Origin of the sequence: Nocardioides sp. BE266 (assembly GCF_031457855.1) — a bacterium.
Taxonomy (GTDB): Bacteria; Actinomycetota; Actinomycetes; order Propionibacteriales; family Nocardioidaceae; genus Nocardioides.
On sequence record NZ_JAURTI010000004.1, the window covers coordinates 611,424 to 630,062 of the forward strand.

Below are 18,639 nucleotides of genomic sequence, written 5' to 3' on the forward strand. Positions count from 1 at the left end.
CACACTCATGGGAATCCTCGACGGCAAGCGCATCCTGGTCGCCGGCGTCACGATGGACAGCTCCATCGGCTTCGCGACCGCCCGCATCGCGCAGGAGCAGGGCGCGACGGTCCTGATCTCCAACTTCGGCCGCGCGCTGGGCATCACCAAGCGCATCGCCAAGCGGCTGCCGCAGGAGCCGCCGGTCCTCGAGCTCGACGTCACCGACGAGGACCACCTCGCCGGGCTCGCCGACCAGGTCCGCGAGCACGTCGACGGCCTTGACGGCGTGGTCCACTCGATCGCCTACGGCAACCCCGAGACGCTCCTCGGCGGCAAGTTCATGGACGGCCCGTGGGACGACGTCGCGCAGGCCGTGCAGGTGTCGGCGTACTCCCTGAAGTCGCTCGCCGTCGCCACCAAGCCGCTGCTCTCGCGCGGCAGCTCCATCGTCGGGCTCACCTTCGACGCCACCACGGCGTGGCCGGCGTACGACTGGATGGGCGTCGCCAAGGCGGCCCTGGAGAACACCAGCCGGTACGTCGCCCGCGACCTCGGTCCGGAGGGCATCCGCTGCAACCTGGTATCGGCCGGCCCGCTCAAGACGCTCGCGGCCAAGGCGATCCCCGGCTTCGAGGACCTCGAGTCGGCGTGGAAGGACCGCGCCCCGCTGGGCTGGGACGAGACCGACCACACGCCGACCGCTCAGGCCGTGTGCGCCCTGCTGAGCGACTTCTTCCCGGCGACGACGGGCGAGATCGTGCACGTCGACGGCGGCTTCCACGCGATGGGCCTCTGAGGGGTCTGTAGCCAGACGCCCGCGGTCCGCTAGTTTCCTGCGGTGACCTCCCTCGTCGAGCTCCGCATCCTCGAAGGCCCCAACCTGTACTTCCCGCGCGCCGCGGTGAAGCTCACCCTCGACGTCTCGACGATCACCGAGGCGAGCGACGAGGCGGTGCTGCGCTTCGCCCGGCGGATCGGGCTGCGGACGACCCGTCCGGGTGCTGCCGGCACGGGCTTCCGGCAGCGGTTCGCGCTGCGCGCGGTCGAGCGTCTGGTGCGCGCCATCGCGGGCGAGGCGGGCACGAAGCGACTCGCGGTGCGGGTCCGCCCGACGTCGGACCCCGACGTGCTGGTCGTCGCCTTCCCGTGGCGCAACCGCGGTCGCGCCCGGGCGCTCGGCGAGGCCGTCGCCCACGCGCTCGACGCGCTGCCGACCCCCGACGTCGAGGCGGCGGTGAGCGCGGCGGCTCACGAGGTCGCCCAGGCGCCGAGGGGCGACCGGCCGACCACGATCACCCCGACGATCCCGGTGGTCGCGGTGACCGGCACCAACGGCAAGACGACCACCAGCCGGATGATCGCGCACATCGCGCGCACGAGTGGCCTGGTCGTCGGGTGGTCCAACACCGACGGCATCTACCGCGACGGCGTGCTGGTCGAGGCCGGCGACTACTCAGGTCCGTCCGGTGCGGGACGAGCGCTCGCCCTCGAGGGCGTGCAGTTCGCCGTCACCGAGACCGCGCGCGGCGGCATCCTGCTCAAGGGCATCGGGATCACCCGCAACGACGTCTCGGTGGTCACCAACGTCACCGCCGACCACCTCGGGCTCCAGGGCATCGACACCGTCGACCAGCTTGCCGAGGTGAAGTCGGTGGTCCCGCGGATCACCCGCAAGGACGGCTGGGCCGTGCTCAACGGCGACGATCCGCGCGTCCTCGCGATGCAGTCGGTGATCTCCGCCCAGCCGTGGATCTTCAGCCGCGACCCCGACTCGCCTGCGGTGCGCGAGGTACTCAGCCACGGCGGCGGCCGCGCCACGACCGTCATCGACGGCTGGATCACGGTGCTCAAGCCCGGTTCCGACCCCGACCCGCTGGTCGAGCTGGTCGATGTGCCGATGACGCTCGCCGGGCTCTCGCGCTTCAACATCGAGAACGCACTGGCCGCGGCGTCCGCGTCATTGGCCATCGGGCTGGACCGGGCCGACGTGGTCGCCGGGCTGACGTCGTTCCGGCCAGATGCCGAGCACAACCCGGGCCGGATGAACTTCTTCTCCATGCCCGGCGACGTCTCGGTCGTGATGGACCTCGCCCACAACGAGGCCGGCCTGGAGGCACTGCTCGAGATCATGTCGGGCGTACGACGTCCGGGTGCCCGCCTGATGCTCGGCCTCGGCGCCGTGGGCGACCGCACCGACGAGCTGATCGATGCCCTCGGCGAGATCGGCGCCAAGGGCAGCGACGTGGTCGCGATCGGCCACAAGGCCCACTACCTGCGCGGCCGCACCATGGACGAGATCGACCAGCTGCTGCGTGCCGGCGCCGCGCGGGTGGGTGTCACCGACATCGACACCTACGAGACCGAGGTCGAGTGCCTGGCCGCACTCGTGGAGCGCGCCGGTCCCGGCGACGTCGTCGGCCTGATGTGCCACGCCGAGCGCCAGCAGGCCTACGACTGGATCGCCGAGCACGGTGGCACCGCCGACACCCCCGAGACCCTCTCCGAGAAGGTCCGCGCGGCTCGGTGAGCTCCGACTCGTGAGCGGTGGGTGAGGTGGACCACCGCCGGCTCTCGTGTCGCACGGCGACACGCCCGGTGGCGGTGGTCCACCTACATTCCGCGCCGCAGAAATGTGGGTGGACCACCGCTCACAGAGATCACGCGTCTCGTGCTGCTCGCCGGGCTCCCAGACGGCGGCCTGGCCCGGTGCCAGGGCCTGCGCGGTGCCCTCGGCCCCGCTGACCTCGGCGTCACCGGACAGCACCACCAACAGCTGCCGGCCCACGGCCGGGTGGCGGCCGATCCGACCGCCGGGAGCGAGTGTGACCGCGACGAGGTGGGTGTCGGCGCCGAGCCCGAACGCGCCGATCGAGAACCCGCGGCTGCCGTGCGCCTCGATCGGACGGTGCGGCAGGCCGGCCAGGTCGAGGACCCTCACGCACCCTCCGCCGGCGGGGAGTAGTCGGGGTCGGCCGACGGGGCGTCGGGGTTGGCACCGGAGCCGGCCTGCGCCTCGTCTGACCAGTTCTCCAGCTCGGCCATCACCTCGGCGTGCTTGTCGACGCAGACCACGACGAGGTCGCCGCGGTTGGCGCGGCTCATCGCGTGGCGTACGGCCTCGATCTCCTCGAGCACCAGCTCGGCCTGCTTGCAGCGCGCGCCCTCGGACATCGCGGCGCGCACGCCCTCGAGCACGAGGTCGGCGGTCTCCCCGCGCGTGCGGCCACGGAGGGCGACGTCCTCGCGGACGACCAGCACGTCGAAGTGCTGGGCGGCGATCTGGCCGAGCTCGCGCATGTCCTCGTCGCGACGGTCGCCGGCGGTGGCGATGATGCCGATCCGCGACGGCCGGGCGAGGTCGTGCGAGGACTCGAGCGACTCGCCGACGCGGTCCACGAAGTCGCCGAGCATCTTCATGCCGGGCGCGTTGTGGCAGTAGTCGACGATGACGTTGACGCCGTTGACCTCGACCTCGTTGAGGCGGCCGGGGGAGAGGTAGTAGTTCGTCGAGAAGGTGCGCAGGCCCTGGCGGATGTCGTGCAGCGGCGCGCCGGCGGCGAACGCGGCGGCGGCCGCGGCGAGCGCGTTCTGCACGTTCATGCGGGCGCGGCCCTTGAAGGTCGCGGGCAGCAGGTGGGTCCACGCCAGCTGCATCTCGCGGCGGCCGTGCTGGACGACCATCATCTCGCCGCGCTCGCTGGGGTTGAGCACGATGGCCTTGCCGCCGCGGCGGCAGTGTGCGTCGATCATGTCGCGCGTCTCGCCGCCGGGCTCCTCCATCGAGAACCACACGACCTGGCCCGAGCAGCGCCGGCGCATCTCGCGCACGAGCGGGTCGTCCGCGTTGAGCACGGCGTGGCCGTCGCGCGGCACCGCCTCGACGATGACCGCCTTCACGTCGGCGAGCTGCTCGACGGTGTCGATGCCGCGCAGGCCGAGGTGGTCGGGCTGCACGTTGAGCACCACTGCGACGTCGTTGCGCTCGTAGCCGAGGCCCTCGCGCAGGATGCCGCCGCGGGCGACCTCGAAGACGGCGAAGTCGACACGGGGGTTCTGCAGCACCATCCGCGCGGAGCGCGGCCCGGACGCGTCGGCCCGGATGACGAGCCGCTCGTCGATCACGACGCCGTCGGTCGAGGTCATGCCGACCTTGCGACCCATGCCCTTGAAGATGTGGCTGATCATCCGGCTGGTGGTGGTCTTGCCGTTGGTGCCGGTCACCGCCACGATCGGGATGCGCGACGTCGCGCCCGGCGGGAAGAGCATGTCGACCACGGGCTTGGCGATGAACTGTGGCTCACCGATGGTCGGGTGCGTGTGCATCCGGAAGCCGGGCGCCGCGTTGACCTCGCAGATCGCACCGCCGGCCTCGCGCACCGGCTGGGTGATGTCGGGGCAGATGAAGTCGATGCCGGCGATGTCGAGGCCGACCATCCGGGCGGCCTCCTCGGCGATCTCGACGTTCTCCGGGTGCGCCTCGAAGGTGCGGTCGATCGAGATGCCGCCGGTCGACATGTTGCCGGTCAGCGCCAGCTTCACCATCTCGCCCTCGGCGGGCACCGACTCGAGCGTGTGGCCCTGGTCGGCGAGCACCTCGATGGCCGCGTCGTCCACCTTGATCCGGGTCAGCACCTTCTCGTGGCCGACGCCGCGTCGCGGGTCGGCGTTGGTGAGGTCGACGAGCTCCTCCACGGTCGAGGTGCCGTCACCGGTGACGGAGGCGGGGACGCGCTCGGCGATCGCGACCATCCGGCCGTCGATGATCAGGCAGCGGTAGTCCTTGCCGGTGACGAACGACTCGACGATGACGTTGCCGCGGCGCGACTGGCCGTGCGCGATCGGGAAGGCAGCGCGTACGTCGTCGTCGCTCTGCAGGTCGAGGCACACCCCGCGGCCGTGGTTGCCGTCGAGCGGCTTGAGCACGACCGGGAAGCCGATCCGGCGGGCGGCCGCGACGGCCTGCTCCTCCGTGCGGATCGACTCCTGCTTGGGCACCGGGAGCCCGGCGGCACCGAGGAGCTTGGTGGTGAGGTCCTTGTCGGAGGCGATGTCGACGGCGATGGACGACGTCTCGGACGTCATCGTGGCGCGGATCCGCTTGGCATGGACGCCCTGGCCGAGCTGGACGAGGGAGTACTGGTTGAGCCGGATCCACGGGATGTCGCGGGAGACGGCCTCGTCGACGATCGCCTGGGTCGAGGGGCCGAAGGCCGTGCGCTCCGCGCGGCGGATGAAGTCGTCGCGCTCGGCCTCCCAGTCGAAGTCCGGGTCGCCCTCGACGAGGTGGTTGACCAGGCGGATCGCCAGGCGGCCCGCGCTGAGGCCGACGTTCTCGTCGATGTAGCCGTAGATGATGTTGTAGCGGCCGGTCTGGCCCTTGACCTGGCGGGTCTTGCCGCGCCGGATGTCGTGACCGACGAGCTGCTGGAGCGCCAGCGCCACGTGCTCGGAGACGTGGCCCAGCCAGGTTCCCTCGTTGAGCCGCTCGAGGAAGCCGCCGCGACGACCGCGGGAGCAGGAGTGCTCGCGCAGCCCGGGCAGCATCGCGACGAGGTCGTCGGAGAAGCCGGGGATGGTGTTGGTGGGGAACTGCTCCAGCGACCCGAGGTCGACCACGAGGTGGATCGACTTGTCGTACGACCACACGTTGGGCCCGCGGTAGACGCGGGTCTCGACGATCTCGAGGTCGGGGGTGGGGCGCTCGCTCATCAACGTTCTCCCTCGGTGGGGTCGGAGTCTTCGGACGGGCTGGACTGGCTGCGCCGCATCTTCAGGCGACGCCGGATCGCGGAGGGGGCGGCGTCGGCGGCGGCGATGTCGCGCGCGAGCTGGCGCAGGTCGCGACTGGCCTCGGCGAGCTCGACGGCCTCCTCGGGGTCGACCGTCTGCTCCTGCGGCACCAGTGACCGCGTGGTCAGGTTGAAGACCGTGCCCTCGGGCAGCACGTGGAACACGACGCCGCTCGCGAGGAGTGGCGAGGACCGCTTCGCCTCGTAGGCGTTGGAGACCATCCGCGAGCCGTCGAAGATCGTGACCGCACCCTTGCCGATGACCCGCATGACCGAGTCGCCGTCGACGTTCTCGACCAGGCCGCAGGTGTCCTCGTCGACGCCGATCCCGAGCAGCTGCGGGCTCTGCGCCACGATCATCAGCAGCCGGCCGTAGCGGTTGCGCTGGTCGAAGTGCTGGTCGATGACGGTGGTGTCGACCAGGCCGAGGCCCGCCGCCACCTGCGTCATCCGCTGCTTGGGCGTCGATCCGCCGACGCCGAAGGCGACCATGTGCGAGGACTGGATGCTGGCGCCGGCCGACGTGCCGGCCACCACCGCGCCGCGCTCGTGCGCGCGCAGGATCGCGTCGCCCACGGGTGTGCCGCACACGACCGACGACAGCTTGAGCTGGTTGCCTCCCGTCATGAAGATGCCGGTGGCCTCGTCGAGGGCCTTGACCAGTGCGGGGTCGTGGGCCTGGTCGCGCGTCTCGGGTCGTACGGCGTCGACGCGCGCGGCACCGAAGCGGGTGAAGAGCGCGTCGTAGACGTCGACCACCTCGCGTCCGAGCGAGGACGCCGTCGGGATGACGGCGATGCGGGCGTCCTTGCCGCCGCTGAGGGCGACGAAGTGCTTGAGGATCGTCGGCTTGCGCACCTTGTCCTCGGCACCACCGATGATCATGAGTGGTCCGTGGGGCATGACAGGCAGGCTAGCGGCTGCAAGGGTTGAGGGATGCAGGAGTCAACGAGCAGCGTGGTGCGACGACTTGTCGTGATGCGCCACAGCAAGGCGGAGGCCACCGGTCCGACGGATCGCGAGCGAGCGCTGGCCCCCCGCGGGCACGCCGACGCGGAGGAGGCCGGCCGCTGGCTGCGCGAGCAGGGGATCGACCCCGACTCCGCCCTCGTGTCCGACGCCCTGCGCACCCAGGAGACCTGGGCGAGCGTCGCCGGCGGCGCCGGCTGGGACGTCGAGCCCGACTTCTCCGCGTCTCTGTACGCCGCCGGCCCCGACGTCGCGATCGACCTGATCCGCGAGACCGACGGCGGCGTGGCCACCCTCGTGGTGATCGGCCACAACCCGACGATGGCCTACGTCGCCGAGCTGCTCGACGACGGCGACGGTGACGCCGACGCCACGACCGGCCTCATCACGCGCGGCTTCCCGACCTCCGGCCTCGCGGTCTTCGCGGTGCCGGGGGACTGGACCACGGTGGGGCCGGGCACCTGCCGCCTCGAGTCCTTCCACGTCGGCGACGGGTGACGCACCCGGTCGACGAGGCCCTTGTGGCGCGCCTGCGGGCGGCCGGCTGCGTGTGGGCCGAGGAGGAGGCCGCGCTCCTGCAGGAGGCCGCGCTCTCGGCGCGCGAGCTGGACGAGCTGGCCGGACGTCGGGTCGCCGGCGAGCCGCTCGAGCTGGTGCTCGGCTGGGCGGAGTTCATGGGGCGTCGGCTCGTGGTGGCGGCCGGGGTGTTCGTCCCTCGACGGCGCACCGAGCTGCTGGCTCGCACTGCGCTCGCGGAGGCTGGGAGTGCGCGAGCCGTGGTGGTCGAGATGTGCTGCGGGGTCGCTCCGGTGGCGGCGTCGTTCGAGGGGCACGGCAGTGCGGAGGTGCACGCCGCCGACCTGAGCCGGTCGGCGCTCGACTGCGCCCGGCCGAACGCGCCGAGCGCCACCCTCCACCTCGGCGACCTCTACGACGCGCTCCCGGCGGCACTCGCCGGCCGGGTCGACGTACTCGCTGCGAATGCGCCGTACGTCCCCACCGACCGGATCACGTCGATGCCGCCCGAGGCCCGCGACCACGAGCCCCGCGCCGCCCTCGACGGCGGGGCGGAGGGCGTCGACCTGCACCGGCGACTGGCCGAAGGAGCCACCGGCTGGCTGGCACCCGGGGGCGTGCTGCTCGTCGAGACCAGCCCCGGTCAGGCGGCGCTGACGACCGCCGCGATGGAGCAGGCGGGACTGGCGACCGAGGTGCTCGTCGACGAGGAGGTCGGCGGCTGCGTGGCCGTCGGGCGGGTCAGTCGAGCAGGGGCGGCGCGGGCGTGACGATGCCGAACTCGGCGTCGGCCTCCTCGATCTCCTCGCGGGAGATGCCGAGCAGGTAGAGGACGGTGTCGAGGTAGGGCACGTTGACCGAGGTGTGCGCGGCGTCGCGCACCATCGGCTTGGCGTTGTAGGCGATGCCGAGGCCCGCGGCGTTGAGCATGTCGAGGTCGTTGGCGCCGTCGCCGATGGCGATCGTCGCGTCGAGGGGTACGCCGACCTCGTCGGCGAACTCGCGCAGCGCAGCAGCCTTCCCGGCCCGGTCGACGACGTCGCCGACGATCCGGCCCGTCAGCAGCCCGTCGACGATCTCGAGCTCGTTGGCCCGGGCGAAGTGGATGCCGAGCTCGGCGGCCAGCCGGTCGGTGATCTGGCTGAAGCCGCCGGACACGATCGCGAAGCGGTAGCCGAGGCGGCGCAGCGTGCGCACCAGGGTGCGCGCGCCAGGTGCGAGGACGATGGAGTCGTAGACCTCGTCGAGCGCACTCGCCGGCACGCCCTCGAGGAGGGCGACCCGCTCGCGCAGCGACTCCTCGAAGTCCAGCTCGCCGCGCATCGCGGCCTCGGTGACGCGCGCGACCTCGGCCTCCTGCCCGGCGTGGGCGGCGATCATCTCGATCACCTCGCCCTGGATCAGCGTGGAGTCGACGTCCATCACGATGAGCCGGACACCCCGGCGGTGCAGCGACTCGCGCTGCACGGCGAGGTCGATGCCGAGCCGGGCGGCCTCGGCGGCGAGCAGGGGCCGGAGCGCGTCGGCCGGTGCGCCGGAGACGTGCAGCTCGATGGCGGTCACCGGGTAGCGCGCCATCCGCTCGATGCGGTCGATGTTGGCGCCCGAGTCGGCGATCCGCCCGGCCACCGCCGCCACCGCCGACGCCTTCAGCGGGCTGCCGATCAGGGTGATGTGGGAGCGGTCGCCGCTGCGGCTGCGGTTGTCGCCCGCTCCGCGGTCGACCTCGACGTTCATGTCGAGCTCGGCTGCTGTGCGCTCGATGACGTCGCGCAGCTTCTTCCAGTCGCGAGGCGCGGTGACCAGGATGCCGAGCAGCAGCCGGCGTCGCAGCACGATCTGCTCGATGTCGACGACCTCGACCCCGGCCGCGGCGAGGGCGTCGAACATCGCCGACGTGACGCCGGGCCGGTCCTTGCCGGTGAGGGTGACAAGGAGGGTCTTCGGCTCGTCTTCCATGGTGGGACGAAGGCTAGTCCGGTGCTGCGGCCCGACCGGGGCCGGTCCGCGACTCGGGCGGGCGCTGTCGGTGGTGCGGCGTAGCGTCGAACGCATGAGCCAGGTCCACCACACCATCGACTACATCGAGATGGGCGTCGGCGACCTCGCGGCCGCCAAGGCGTTCTACGGCAAGGCCTTCGGCTGGGAGTTCAACGACTACGGCCCCGACTACTCCGGCATCCGCAACGCCACCGGCGACGGCGAGGTCGGCGGCCTCAACCCCGGCGGCGCGACCGGTCCCGGCGGCGCCCTCGTGCTGCTCTACTCCGACGACCTCGACGCCACCGTCCAGGCCGTCACGGCCGCGGGCGGCACCGTGACCGAAGGTCCCTACGAATTCCCCGGCGGGCGGCGCTTCCTCTTCGCCGACCCCGACGGCACCGTGCTCGGGGTCTGGGCGAGCAGCTAGCGCTCGGGCCAGACCTCGGGAGAGCAGGCCGCGACGATCGCGCGGCGGGCCGTGCGTGCCAGCGGCTGGAGCAGGCCGCGCCGCCGCTCGATCTCGTAGGACGACAGCGCGCCGCCGTCGTCGACGAGCGCGAGGTCGACGATCGCCCACGCCTGGAGGCCGCGCGCGGCCAGGTCGACGCAGCGCGGCGGCGTGCCGAGCGGGGCGTCGAGGCTCGGCCGGTGGTGCAGGTTCATCAGGGCGTCGGCGGCCTCGGGGCGCCAGCGAGCGACGTCGAGGTCGGCCAGGTCGCCTGCCGCACCGAGCAGCGACTCGCGCAGCGCCCGGTCGGCCTCCCCGACGTCGGGCAGCTGCCGCGGCCCGGCGTCGAAGGGCTGCCACTGCACCGTCTCGCCCTGCTCGACGGGCACCAGACCGAGCGTCCCGACCACGACGGCCTGCCCGGCCTCCATCGCCGCCTCGTTGAAGGCGCGCGGCCCGCCCAGTCCGAGGGGGTCGCCGTCGACGGGCAGCGCCAGTCCGGCGTACGACGCCCCGGTGGCGCGCGAGCGCGCGAGCAGGTCGAGCGCCGAGCCACCCTCGAGCAGGTGGGTGTCGTCGGCCAGCGCGTCGAGCACGTGGTCGGTCTGCTCGTGCCCGCGCAGCCAGGCGGTGAGCCACCAGGCCAGGGCCGCAGAGTGCGGCAGGGAGGGAGCGGAGGAGGACATCGGGGGCGAGGCTACTCGTCGGTCGCGCGTCGACGTGTTGGCTCCGGGCGCGTGGCCGCTGCTGGATAGGGTGACGACCATGGTCGCCGTCATCGAGCTCGCGGGGGTCACGGTGCGCCGTGGCCGGACGCTACTCCTCGACGAGGTGAGCTGGCTGGTGGAGGAGGACGAGCGCTGGGTCGTGCTCGGCCCCAACGGGGCCGGCAAGACCACGTTGCTCCAGGTCGTCGGCGCCCAGCTGCACCCGACCTCCGGGGTCGCCGGGATCCTCGACGAGGTGCTCGGCACGACCGACGTCTTCGAGCTCCGCCCGCGCATCGGCCTCACCAGCGCCGCGCTCGCCGACCGGATCCCGCGCTCCGAGCTGGTCAAGGACGTCGTGGTGTCGGCGTCCTACGGAGTCGTGGGCCGGTGGCGCGAGGAGTACGCCACCCTCGACCACGACCGCGCGGCCGAGCTGCTGGGCGAGGTCGGCGCGAGCCACCTGCTCGAGCGCACCTTCGGCACCCTCAGCGAGGGCGAGCGCAAGCGGGTGCAGATCGCCCGCGCGCTGATGACCGACCCGGAGCTCCTGCTCCTCGACGAGCCGGCCGCCGGGCTCGACCTCGGCGGACGCGAGGACCTCGTCGCGACGCTCTCCGAGCTGGCCCTCGACCCCGACTCCCCGGCCACGGTCCTGGTCTCCCACCACGTCGAGGAGATCCCGCCCGGCTTCACCCACGCGCTGCTGCTGCGCGGGGGCCGGGTGGTCGACGCAGGGCCGGTCGACGACGTCGTCACGGAGGAGACATTGTCGGAGACCTTCGGCATGCCGCTGCTGCTCAGCAGGGCCGACGACCGCTTCGCCGCGCGTCGCCGCCCGCCTCAGCGTTTCCAGTAGCACCGACTGGATAGGGTCTGGTCATGGACTGGATCCGCGACCACCTGTGGGAGAGCTGGCTGGCGCTGTCGATCGTCCTCGGCGTGGCCGAGATGTTCAGCCTCGACCTGATCCTCGCCATGCTCGCGGCCGGTGCCGTGGTCGGCATGCTCGCCGCCATCATCGGCCTGCCGGTCGCCGTCCAGGTCATCGCCGCGCTCGCCGCGTCGGTCGCGATGCTCTCGCTGGTCCGCCCCGCGTTCGTCAAGCGCCTGCACAGCGGCCCCGAGCTCGCGCTCGGCCACGGCAAGCTGGTCGGCACCCGCGGACTCGTCACCGAGGAGATCACCGGGCTCGCGGCCGGGCGGATCAAGGCCGGGGGCGAGATCTGGACCGCGCTGCCGTACGACGAGAACCTGAGGATCGCCCCGGGCGAGACCGTGGAGATCCTCCAGATCAAGGGCGCGACGGCCTACGTCCACCCCGTGGCCACGCTCGAGCCCTGAGCCACCCAGACCCGCACCACCACCCAGCACCACAGAAGATCGGGGGAAACCATGGGCACAGCACTGCTGGTCCTGTTCCTGCTCGTCGTCCTGTTCGTCGTCGTCATGCTCGCCAAGACGGTCCGGATCGTGCCCCAGGCGCGTGCGGCCATCGTCGAGCGCTTCGGCAAGTACAAGGGGACGCTGCCCGCAGGACTCAACATCGTCGTGCCGTTCATCGACAAGGTGCGCTACCTCATCGACCTGCGCGAGCAGGTCGTGAGCTTCCCGCCCCAGCCGGTGATCACCGAGGACAACCTCGTCGTCTCGATCGACACCGTCATCTACTTCCAGGTGACCGACCCGGTGACCGCGACCTACGAGATCGCCAACTACATCCAGGCCGTCGAGCAGCTCACCATGACCACGCTGCGCAACATCGTCGGTGGCATGGACCTCGAGCAGACGCTCACCAGCCGCGACGAGATCAACAGCGGCCTGCGCGGCGTGCTCGACGAGGCGACCGGCAAGTGGGGCATCCGCGTCAACCGTGTCGAGATCAAGGGCATCGACCCGCCGCCGTCCATCAAGGACGCGATGGAGAAGCAGATGCGCGCCGACCGCGACAAGCGTGCCCTCATCCTCACCGCCGAGGGCCAGCGCCAGTCCGCGATCCTCACCGCGGAGGGCAACAAGCAGTCCTCGATCCTGAACGCCGAAGGTGACCGTGAGTCGCTCATCCTCCGTGCCCAGGCCGACCGCGAGGCCGCGATCCTCCGGGCCCAGGGTGAGGGGCAGGCCATCCAAACGGTCTTCCAGGCCATCCACGACGGTCAGCCCGACCAGTCCCTGCTGGCCTACCAGTACCTCCAGATGATGCCGAAGATCGCCGAGGGCAGCGCCAACAAGGTGTGGGTCATCCCCTCCGAGATCACCAAGGCGATGGAGGGCCTCGGCTCCTCGATCCACGAGATCGCCGGCATCCCGAAGGACGCCACGCCGCGCACGCGGGTGGACATGGGGTCTTCCGAGCCGCTGCTCCCGCACGGGTCCGACGACCCGGAGACGCGGGCCACCAGCCAGGCCGTGCAGCAGGCGATCGCGGAGGCGGAGAGCGCGGCCAACCCGGGCAAGTCGCTCCCGGCCGCCGGCCCGTCCGCCGACCCGTCCGCCGGCACCCCGGAGGGGCCGGCCGACCCGCTCGACCCGGGGGCGCCTGCCGGCCAGTGAGCCCGGTCGGGCAGAGTCCGGTCGCATGAGTCCAGTCGAGATGGTGATGGTCACCCTCGCAGGAGTGGCGGCCGGCACCATCAACACCGTGGTGGGGTCGGGGACGTTGATCACGTTCCCGACCCTGCTGGCGTTCGGAGTGCCTCCGGTGACGGCCAACGTCAGCAACACCGTCGGCCTGGTGCCGGGCAGCCTGTCGGGCGTCGTGGGCTACCGCCGCGAGCTCGAGGGCCAGCGCGGCCGCGTGCTCCGGCTGGGCGTCGCCTCGCTCCTCGGCGGCACGATCGGTGCCCTGCTCCTGTTGTGGTTGCCCTCGTCGGCCTTCGACGCGATCGTCCCGGCGCTGATCGCGCTGGGCGTGCTGCTGGTGGTCTTCGGGCCGCGCATCCAGCGAGGCGTGGCGGCGCGTGCCGAGCTGCGCGGCGGCATCCCCGACCACGGGGTGTGGTGGGTGTGGCCCGCGGTCGCCCTCGCCGGTGTGTACGGCGGCTACTTCGGCGCCGCGCAGGGCGTGCTGCTGATGGCGATCCTCGGCATCGGGGTGGTCGACTCGATGCAGCGGCACACCGCCACCAAGAACGTCCTCGCCCTGCTCGTCAACGCGATCGCGGCGCTCGTCTTCATCGCCGTCGCCGACGTCGACTGGCTGGTGGCCGGGCTGATCGCGCTCGGCTCGGTCGTGGGCGGCCAGCTCGGTGCGACCGTGGGTCGCCGGCTGCCGCCGCCCCTGCTACGCGCCGTGATCGCCGTCGTCGGCGTCGTGGCCCTCGTCGCCCTGCTGGTCTGACCCCGACGCGTCCGGGCGGGGCACGACCCAGGCGTCGTGCCAGACCTCGAGCGCGGCGTACGCCCGGGCGCGTGCCGAGGGTCGCGACAGCACCACGTCGTGCATCGCGCCGTCGACCGCGATCGAGGTGACGTGGCGCCCGACCGAGGACGCCCAGCGGCGGATCTGCTCCACGTCGAGCACGATGTCGTGGGTGAAGGCGTCGTCGCCGAGGTCGTCGCCGAAGGCCGAGCGGGCCGACGACAGCACGAGGGTCGGGCAGGCGACGTCAAGGCCAGCGTGCAGCTGCGCGTGCCCACGACGTACGGCACGCAGCCAGCCGACGTAGACCGGGCGTGACTCCAGCGGCTTCCAGTCCAGGTCGTAGTCCCACTCGCCTCCGTGGTCGCGGTGGAGCGTGCGGCCGTAGACGCCACTGATCTTGCGCGGGATCTCCTGCATGGGTCGGCTGCTGCCGATCCGCTCGAGCGCCACGCGGGTGGCCGGGCTGCGCAGCCAGGCCGAGCCCTGCATGTCGAACCACGGCGAGTTCAGCACCATCGCCTGGAGCTCCGCGGGCTGCCGCTCGTGGGCCCAGAGCGACACCGTCAGTCCACCGGTCGAGTGCCCGGACACGACCACGTCGCGGTGTCCGTCGCGCTGGGTGATGCGCCACCAGGCGAGGTCGATCTCGCCGAAGTACTCGCGGAGGTCGGCGACGTAGTTGGCCGTCTGGTGCTCGCGCAGCGACCGGCCGTACTTGCGGAGGTCGATCGCGTAGAAGACGTAGCCGCGGTCGGCCCACCACTGGGCGTACTCGGTGTGGAAGAAGTAGTCGGCGAACCCGTGGACGTGCAGGACCGCCCGGCCGTTGGGCTCCTTCGGGTCCAGGGTGACGAGGGTGGCGACCACCGGGCCCTCGTCGTCGGGCGGCAGGGAGAAGGTCTCGACCCGGTAGTCAGGCCCGAGGAGATCGGCCTGGAGGGGAACCAGCGACATGCCTCGAGACTATCCAGCGAAACCCCGTCGGGAGCGCACTACCACGCGTGGAGTGACGTCGTTCACGGCCGAGTAACAGTTTCCCCATTAGGCCTCGTGCGTCACGGGGCCGGCTCTAATCTTGGCCGGTGTCGAGCGCGCGGGGGACCATGGTGCGAGGGTTCTCCTCGTACGTCCAGCAGCGCGTCGACGGCTGGCGCACGGGCTCCCGCGGGAGCCAGATGTTCCTGTTGGGCCTGCTCATCGGTCTCGTCGCGCTCTCGTTGGTGCCGGTGGTGCTGGCCGGGACCTCGGTCCCGGTGACGCTGTGGTTCCTCTACCTCATGCTCGGCGTGATGCTGCTGCGCTTCGGACCGCTGCTCGTCCTGACCCCCTGCGTCGTCGCCGCCGCGGTGTGGAGCTCGGTCGAGTCCGGCCTGGTGGGGGAGCGGGCCGTCCTGGGCCTGCTGATCCTCTCCCTCGGAGCGGTGCTGGTGCTCTACCAGTCCAGCAAGCAGCGCTCGGGGCTCCCGATGGCGCTCAGCGAGGCGGTCCTCACCCAGCTCCGCGACCGCCTGCAGCGGCAGGGCGTCGTACCTCCCCTTCCGGTCGGCTGGCGCTCGCAGTCCGCGACGATCACCGCCAACGGACCCAGCTACGCCGGCGACTTCCTCGTCGCGGACCTGCGCGACGGGCGCTGGCTGGAGATGGCCCTGGTCGACGTCTGCGGCAAGGGCACGTCGGTCGGCCCGCAGGCGCTGCAGTTCGCCGGCGCGCTCGGTGGGCTCATCGGTGCGCTGCCGCCCGGGGAGCTGATGGCGGCGGCCAACCACTTCCTGCTGCGGCAGGAGTCCGACGAGTCGCTGGCGACTGCTGTGCACCTCAAGGTCGACCTGGTGACCGGCGACTACACGATCACCAGCGCGGGACACCCGCCGGCGCTCCACTGGCACCTCGGCCAGCGCGGCTGGACGGTCGACAACGCCCGCGGCATGGCGCTGGGCGTCATCGCCGAGGCCGACTTCTCGCCGAGCCGCGGACGCCTGCAGCCGGGCGAGGCGCTGATGTTCTACACCGACGGCGTCATCGAGACCTCCGACCGCGACCTCGACGACGGCATCGACTGGCTGCGCGACCAGGCCCTCCAGGCCGTTGATGCGCGGGGCTTCTCCGGCATGCCCAAGCGGGTGCTCAAGAAGGTCCCGCGCGGCGACGACGACCGTGCCCTGCTGCTCCTCGAGCGGCTGCCGCTCACCTCGCCCGAGCGCGACTCCGACGGCCGCACCGGCCTCGGCTACTGACTCCTCAGGCGCCGCGGGAGTAGAGGTCGCGGATGACGTCCTCGATGTCGGGCTCCTGCACGGACAGGTCCGCGACGTCGTACGACGCTGCGACCGCGGCGACGATCGGGGCGGCGCTGGCCTCGGTCGGGAACGACAGCCACTGCCGTGGGCCCTCGACCTTGCGCACCGTCGCACCGGGCACGACGATCGGGTCGGCCTCGTCGACGAGGTCGACGACCAGCGTGCGGGTCGAGCCGCCCTGGGCGTGCAGCCCGGCCAGCGAGCCGTCGTACACCGACGTGCCGTGGTCGATCACGATCACCCGGTCGCACAACGCCTCGATGTCCTGGAGGTCGTGGGTGGTCAGCAGCAGGGTGGTGCCGCGCTCGGCGTTGAGCGCGCGGAGGAACTCGCGCAGCCGGCCCTTGCTGACCACGTCGAGGCCGATGGTGGGCTCGTCGAGGTAGACCACCTCCGGATCGTGGAGCAGGGCTGCGGTGATGTCGCCGCGCATCCGCTGGCCGAGGCTGAGCTGGCGCACGGGGGTGTCGAGCTGGGCGCCGAGGTCGAGCAGGTCGACGAAGCGGTCGAGGTTCGCGCGGTAGCGGTCCTCGGGGATGCGGTACATCTTCTGCAGCAGCTCGAAGGAGTCGCGCAGCGGCAGGTCCCACCACAGCGTCGAGCGCTGGCCGAAGACGACGCCGATGCGCCGCGCCAGCGCGACCCGGTCACGGCTGGGGTCGAGGCCGGCCACCCGGACGTGCCCGCCGGTGGGAACGAGGATGCCCGTGAGCATCTTGATGGTCGTGGACTTCCCGGCGCCGTTCGGGCCGATGTAGCCGACCATCTCGCCGGGCTCGACGGAGAAGGTGAGGGCGTGGACGGCACGCACCTGCTCGCGCGAGCGGCGACGGCGGCCCTCCACGCGCCGTCGTACGTCGAAGGTGCGCTCGAGGTCGTGCACGTCGATGAGTGGAGGCATCGCTCAGCTCCCGGTCGAAGTGTAGTGGCGGACGCCGGTGCGCCAGACCAGCAGCGCGACCGCCATGGTCAGGACGCCGGCGAGCGGCGAGGCGAACTGGAAGGCGTCGGGCGTGCCGAAGGGGTCGGTGCGCCCGAGGAGGTAGAGGCAGGGGTACCAGTTCACGAAGGCGACGGGGATCACGAAGGTCAGTCCGACCAGCACCTCGCGCGGGAAGATGCTGAGCGGGTACTGCGTGACGGTCGCGCCGCCGTAGGTGAAGGCGTTGGCGAACTCCGTGGCGTCGGTGGTCCAGAACTGGATGCAGCTGAAGCCGACGAAGAGCCCGAAGAACACGAGCGCGCCGCTGACCAGCATCGAGAGGGCGACCAGCACCCGCAGCGGTGTCCAGTCCACGAAGGTGCACGCCCACCCGAACACCACCGCGGCCTGGGTCAGCCGGCCGAGCCGGCGGAGCGTGAACTGGTCGGCGCACACCTGCACGAGCAGCGGCACCGGCTTGGTCATCATCTGGTCGAGCCGTCCGGTGCGGATGTAGGTGCCGATCCGCTCGACGCTGCCGATCGCGGTGTCGGCGACGGCCAGGGCCAGGGACGCGCTGCCGTAGAGCAGGGCCACCTCGTGCAGGGTGAAGCCGGCGAGGTCGCGCAGGTGCGCGAACATGATCCAGAGGCCGACGAAGTCCAGGCCGGTGATGAGGCCGTTGCCGACGGCGAGCAGCACGAACGACGTCGGGTACTGCCAGGCAGCGCGGATCCAGAGCCACGCGATCTGGCCGTAGGTGCGCAGGTGTCGTGCCGCGGCCTCAGCCACCCTGGACCACCACCTTGCGGGTGGCCAGCCGCAGCACCACCTGGCACGCGGCGAGCAGCACGACCGCCCACAGCACCTGGAAGCCGAGCGCGCCGGCGAGGTCGGCACCGGTGTGCTTGCCGAGCCAGATGTCGGCCGGCACCTGGACGTACGACGCCCACGGCAGGGCCTGCGCGAGGGTGCCGAGCCAGCCGGGGAACAGCACCAGCGGCAGCATCATCCCGCTGAAGAAGATCGCGAAGGCGCCGCTCATCACCTTCACGCCCGACTGGTCGAGCAGCCAGAAGGCCGTGCTCGCGACGAGGAAGCGGATCGCGAAGCTCACCACGACCGCCAGCACCAGCGAGACGGCGAAGGCCAGTGCAGCCACCACCGACGGCGGCAGTGCGATGCCGAAGACGAGCAAGCCGATGATCGTCGGTCCGAAGCCGCGGGTGACCAGGTGGAACGCCGCGCGCCCGAGGTCGCTGGCGAGGTACCAGCCGACGAGCCCGACGGGACGGTAGAGGTCGATGGCCACGTCTCCCGTGCGGATCCGCTCGGCGAGGTCGTCGGTGGTGCCGCCGCCCCACAGCGCGATGGTCATCAGCAGCGCCTGGCCGAGCCAGACGTAGGTCACCGCGTCCTGGGCGTCGTACCCGCCGGCCGTGGGGTTGGCGTCCCAGAGCGCGAGGTAGGCGTAGGAGTAGATGACGCCGAAGACCGAGTTGGTGAAGATCCCCGACAACGTCGCGGCCCGGTAGGTGGAGTAGCGGCGGAAGGCACGGGTCGCGATGGCGACGTGCAGCATCCGCTTCCCCCTCAACGCGACGATCCCCGGCCCACCCACGAAGGGGGCCGGGGATCGTCTCACACCTGGTGGGTGCGGCG

At 71.8% G+C, this 18,639-nt stretch carries 19 protein-coding genes; 11 read left to right on the plus strand and 8 right to left on the minus strand.

The features are described from left to right. The first annotated feature begins 7 nt into the window (after positions 1-7). The 3 genes from fabI (at position 8) to J2X46_RS15295 (ending at position 2,944) form a co-directional block, all read left to right on the plus strand. Complete coding sequence (fabI, locus tag J2X46_RS15285) at positions 8-778, plus strand: enoyl-ACP reductase FabI (RefSeq protein ID WP_310251973.1); 771 nt, start codon at positions 8-10, stop codon at positions 776-778. 42 nt (positions 779-820) lie between these two features. After that, positions 821-2,509: a Mur ligase family protein gene (locus J2X46_RS15290; protein ID WP_310251974.1), complete on the plus strand. Its 1,689-nt coding sequence runs from the start codon at positions 821-823 to the stop codon at positions 2,507-2,509. 141 nt (positions 2,510-2,650) lie between these two features. Beyond that, positions 2,651-2,944 carry a hypothetical protein gene (locus J2X46_RS15295; RefSeq protein WP_310251977.1) on the plus strand — a complete coding sequence of 98 codons (294 nt, stop codon included), beginning with the start codon at positions 2,651-2,653 and terminating at the stop codon, positions 2,942-2,944. Here J2X46_RS15295 and cphA read toward each other — a convergent pair. Then, positions 2,917-5,691: a cyanophycin synthetase gene (cphA, locus tag J2X46_RS15300; RefSeq protein WP_310251979.1), complete on the minus strand. Its 2,775-nt coding sequence runs from the start codon at positions 5,689-5,691 to the stop codon at positions 2,917-2,919. The genes J2X46_RS15295 and cphA overlap by 28 nt on opposite strands. Further along, complete coding sequence (locus tag J2X46_RS15305) at positions 5,691-6,674, minus strand: cyanophycinase (RefSeq protein ID WP_310251981.1); 984 nt, start codon at positions 6,672-6,674, stop codon at positions 5,691-5,693. Before J2X46_RS15305 ends, cphA begins: the two co-directional genes overlap by 1 nt. A gap of 33 nt (positions 6,675-6,707) precedes the next feature. Here J2X46_RS15305 and J2X46_RS15310 point away from each other — a divergent pair, with 33 nt between their 5' ends. Both J2X46_RS15310 and J2X46_RS15315 read left to right on the plus strand, forming a co-directional pair. Beyond that, a complete protein-coding gene (locus J2X46_RS15310; RefSeq protein WP_310251983.1) occupies positions 6,708-7,238 on the plus strand; it encodes a histidine phosphatase family protein in 531 nt (176 codons plus the stop codon). Between the two features lie 23 nt (positions 7,239-7,261). After that, entirely contained in the window at positions 7,262-8,026 is a 765-nt protein-coding gene (locus J2X46_RS15315; protein WP_310251985.1) for a putative protein N(5)-glutamine methyltransferase, read from the plus strand. Here the strand turns inward: J2X46_RS15315 and serB are convergent. Next, entirely contained in the window at positions 7,998-9,215 is a 1,218-nt protein-coding gene (serB, locus tag J2X46_RS15320; RefSeq protein WP_310251987.1) for a phosphoserine phosphatase SerB, read from the minus strand. The two genes, J2X46_RS15315 and serB, sit on opposite strands and share 29 nt — an antisense overlap. A gap of 94 nt (positions 9,216-9,309) precedes the next feature. Here serB and J2X46_RS15325 point away from each other — a divergent pair, with 94 nt between their 5' ends. Next, complete coding sequence (locus J2X46_RS15325) at positions 9,310-9,666, plus strand: VOC family protein (protein WP_310251989.1); 357 nt, start codon at positions 9,310-9,312, stop codon at positions 9,664-9,666. Here J2X46_RS15325 and J2X46_RS15330 read toward each other — a convergent pair. Next, complete coding sequence (locus J2X46_RS15330) at positions 9,663-10,373, minus strand: hypothetical protein (protein ID WP_310251992.1); 711 nt, start codon at positions 10,371-10,373, stop codon at positions 9,663-9,665. The two genes, J2X46_RS15325 and J2X46_RS15330, sit on opposite strands and share 4 nt — an antisense overlap. A gap of 79 nt (positions 10,374-10,452) precedes the next feature. Here J2X46_RS15330 and J2X46_RS15335 point away from each other — a divergent pair, with 79 nt between their 5' ends. The 4 genes from J2X46_RS15335 to J2X46_RS15350 are packed head-to-tail and all read left to right on the plus strand — an operon-like array spanning position 10,453 to position 13,734. After that, positions 10,453-11,253 (plus strand): ABC transporter ATP-binding protein, encoded by an 801-nt coding sequence (locus tag J2X46_RS15335; protein ID WP_310251994.1) that lies wholly within the window; start codon positions 10,453-10,455, stop codon positions 11,251-11,253. Positions 11,254-11,276: 23 nt separating this feature from the next. Beyond that, complete coding sequence (locus tag J2X46_RS15340; protein WP_310251996.1) at positions 11,277-11,738, plus strand: NfeD family protein; 462 nt, start codon at positions 11,277-11,279, stop codon at positions 11,736-11,738. 51 nt (positions 11,739-11,789) lie between these two features. Continuing rightward, a complete protein-coding gene (locus J2X46_RS15345) occupies positions 11,790-12,947 on the plus strand; it encodes an SPFH domain-containing protein (protein WP_310251998.1) in 1,158 nt (385 codons plus the stop codon). A gap of 25 nt (positions 12,948-12,972) precedes the next feature. Then, the gene (locus tag J2X46_RS15350) at positions 12,973-13,734 is read left to right on the plus strand and encodes a sulfite exporter TauE/SafE family protein (protein ID WP_310252000.1); all 762 of its coding nucleotides are present in this window, start codon (positions 12,973-12,975) and stop codon (positions 13,732-13,734) included. Here the strand turns inward: J2X46_RS15350 and J2X46_RS15355 are convergent. Beyond that, positions 13,678-14,712 (minus strand): alpha/beta hydrolase, encoded by a 1,035-nt coding sequence (locus J2X46_RS15355; RefSeq protein ID WP_310252002.1) that lies wholly within the window; start codon positions 14,710-14,712, stop codon positions 13,678-13,680. The genes J2X46_RS15350 and J2X46_RS15355 overlap by 57 nt on opposite strands. A gap of 128 nt (positions 14,713-14,840) precedes the next feature. On the opposite strand from J2X46_RS15355, the gene J2X46_RS15360 reads away from it, so the two are divergent. Continuing rightward, positions 14,841-15,992 (plus strand): PP2C family protein-serine/threonine phosphatase, encoded by a 1,152-nt coding sequence (locus J2X46_RS15360; RefSeq protein ID WP_310252004.1) that lies wholly within the window; start codon positions 14,841-14,843, stop codon positions 15,990-15,992. A gap of 4 nt (positions 15,993-15,996) precedes the next feature. Here the strand turns inward: J2X46_RS15360 and J2X46_RS15365 are convergent, their stop codons facing one another. Genes J2X46_RS15365 through J2X46_RS15375 form a run of 3 tightly spaced genes read right to left on the minus strand, consistent with a single transcriptional unit; the run spans position 15,997 to position 18,559 of the window. Beyond that, positions 15,997-16,956 (minus strand): ATP-binding cassette domain-containing protein, encoded by a 960-nt coding sequence (locus J2X46_RS15365; protein WP_310252006.1) that lies wholly within the window; start codon positions 16,954-16,956, stop codon positions 15,997-15,999. 3 nt (positions 16,957-16,959) lie between these two features. After that, positions 16,960-17,769 (minus strand): ABC-2 family transporter protein, encoded by an 810-nt coding sequence (locus J2X46_RS15370; protein ID WP_310252008.1) that lies wholly within the window; start codon positions 17,767-17,769, stop codon positions 16,960-16,962. Beyond that, the gene (locus J2X46_RS15375; RefSeq protein ID WP_310252010.1) at positions 17,762-18,559 is read right to left on the minus strand and encodes an ABC-2 family transporter protein; all 798 of its coding nucleotides are present in this window, start codon (positions 18,557-18,559) and stop codon (positions 17,762-17,764) included. The genes J2X46_RS15370 and J2X46_RS15375 overlap by 8 nt, the downstream gene beginning before the upstream one ends. Positions 18,560-18,639 lie beyond the last annotated feature (80 nt).

What these genes read in the sequence shown, in the direction of transcription:
- serB (WP_310251987.1), bottom strand. Translation starts at nt 9,215, where the DNA reads ATGGAAGACGAGCCGAAGACCCTCCTTGTCACCCTCACCGGCAAGGAC.
- J2X46_RS15330 (WP_310251992.1), bottom strand. Translation starts at nt 10,373, where the DNA reads ATGTCCTCCTCCGCTCCCTCCCTGCCGCACTCTGCGGCCCTGGCCTGG.
- J2X46_RS15325 (WP_310251989.1), top strand. Translation starts at nt 9,310, where the DNA reads ATGAGCCAGGTCCACCACACCATCGACTACATCGAGATGGGCGTCGGC.
- cphA (WP_310251979.1), bottom strand. Translation starts at nt 5,691, where the DNA reads ATGAGCGAGCGCCCCACCCCCGACCTCGAGATCGTCGAGACCCGCGTC.
- J2X46_RS15350 (WP_310252000.1), top strand. Translation starts at nt 12,973, where the DNA reads ATGAGTCCAGTCGAGATGGTGATGGTCACCCTCGCAGGAGTGGCGGCC.
- J2X46_RS15355 (WP_310252002.1), bottom strand. Translation starts at nt 14,712, where the DNA reads ATGTCGCTGGTTCCCCTCCAGGCCGATCTCCTCGGGCCTGACTACCGG.
- J2X46_RS15310 (WP_310251983.1), top strand. Translation starts at nt 6,708, where the DNA reads ATGCAGGAGTCAACGAGCAGCGTGGTGCGACGACTTGTCGTGATGCGC.
- J2X46_RS15365 (WP_310252006.1), bottom strand. Translation starts at nt 16,956, where the DNA reads ATGCCTCCACTCATCGACGTGCACGACCTCGAGCGCACCTTCGACGTA.
- J2X46_RS15305 (WP_310251981.1), bottom strand. Translation starts at nt 6,674, where the DNA reads ATGCCCCACGGACCACTCATGATCATCGGTGGTGCCGAGGACAAGGTG.
- J2X46_RS15345 (WP_310251998.1), top strand. Translation starts at nt 11,790, where the DNA reads ATGGGCACAGCACTGCTGGTCCTGTTCCTGCTCGTCGTCCTGTTCGTC.
- J2X46_RS15335 (WP_310251994.1), top strand. Translation starts at nt 10,453, where the DNA reads ATGGTCGCCGTCATCGAGCTCGCGGGGGTCACGGTGCGCCGTGGCCGG.
- J2X46_RS15340 (WP_310251996.1), top strand. Translation starts at nt 11,277, where the DNA reads ATGGACTGGATCCGCGACCACCTGTGGGAGAGCTGGCTGGCGCTGTCG.
- J2X46_RS15375 (WP_310252010.1), bottom strand. Translation starts at nt 18,559, where the DNA reads ATGCTGCACGTCGCCATCGCGACCCGTGCCTTCCGCCGCTACTCCACC.
- fabI (WP_310251973.1), top strand. Translation starts at nt 8, where the DNA reads ATGGGAATCCTCGACGGCAAGCGCATCCTGGTCGCCGGCGTCACGATG.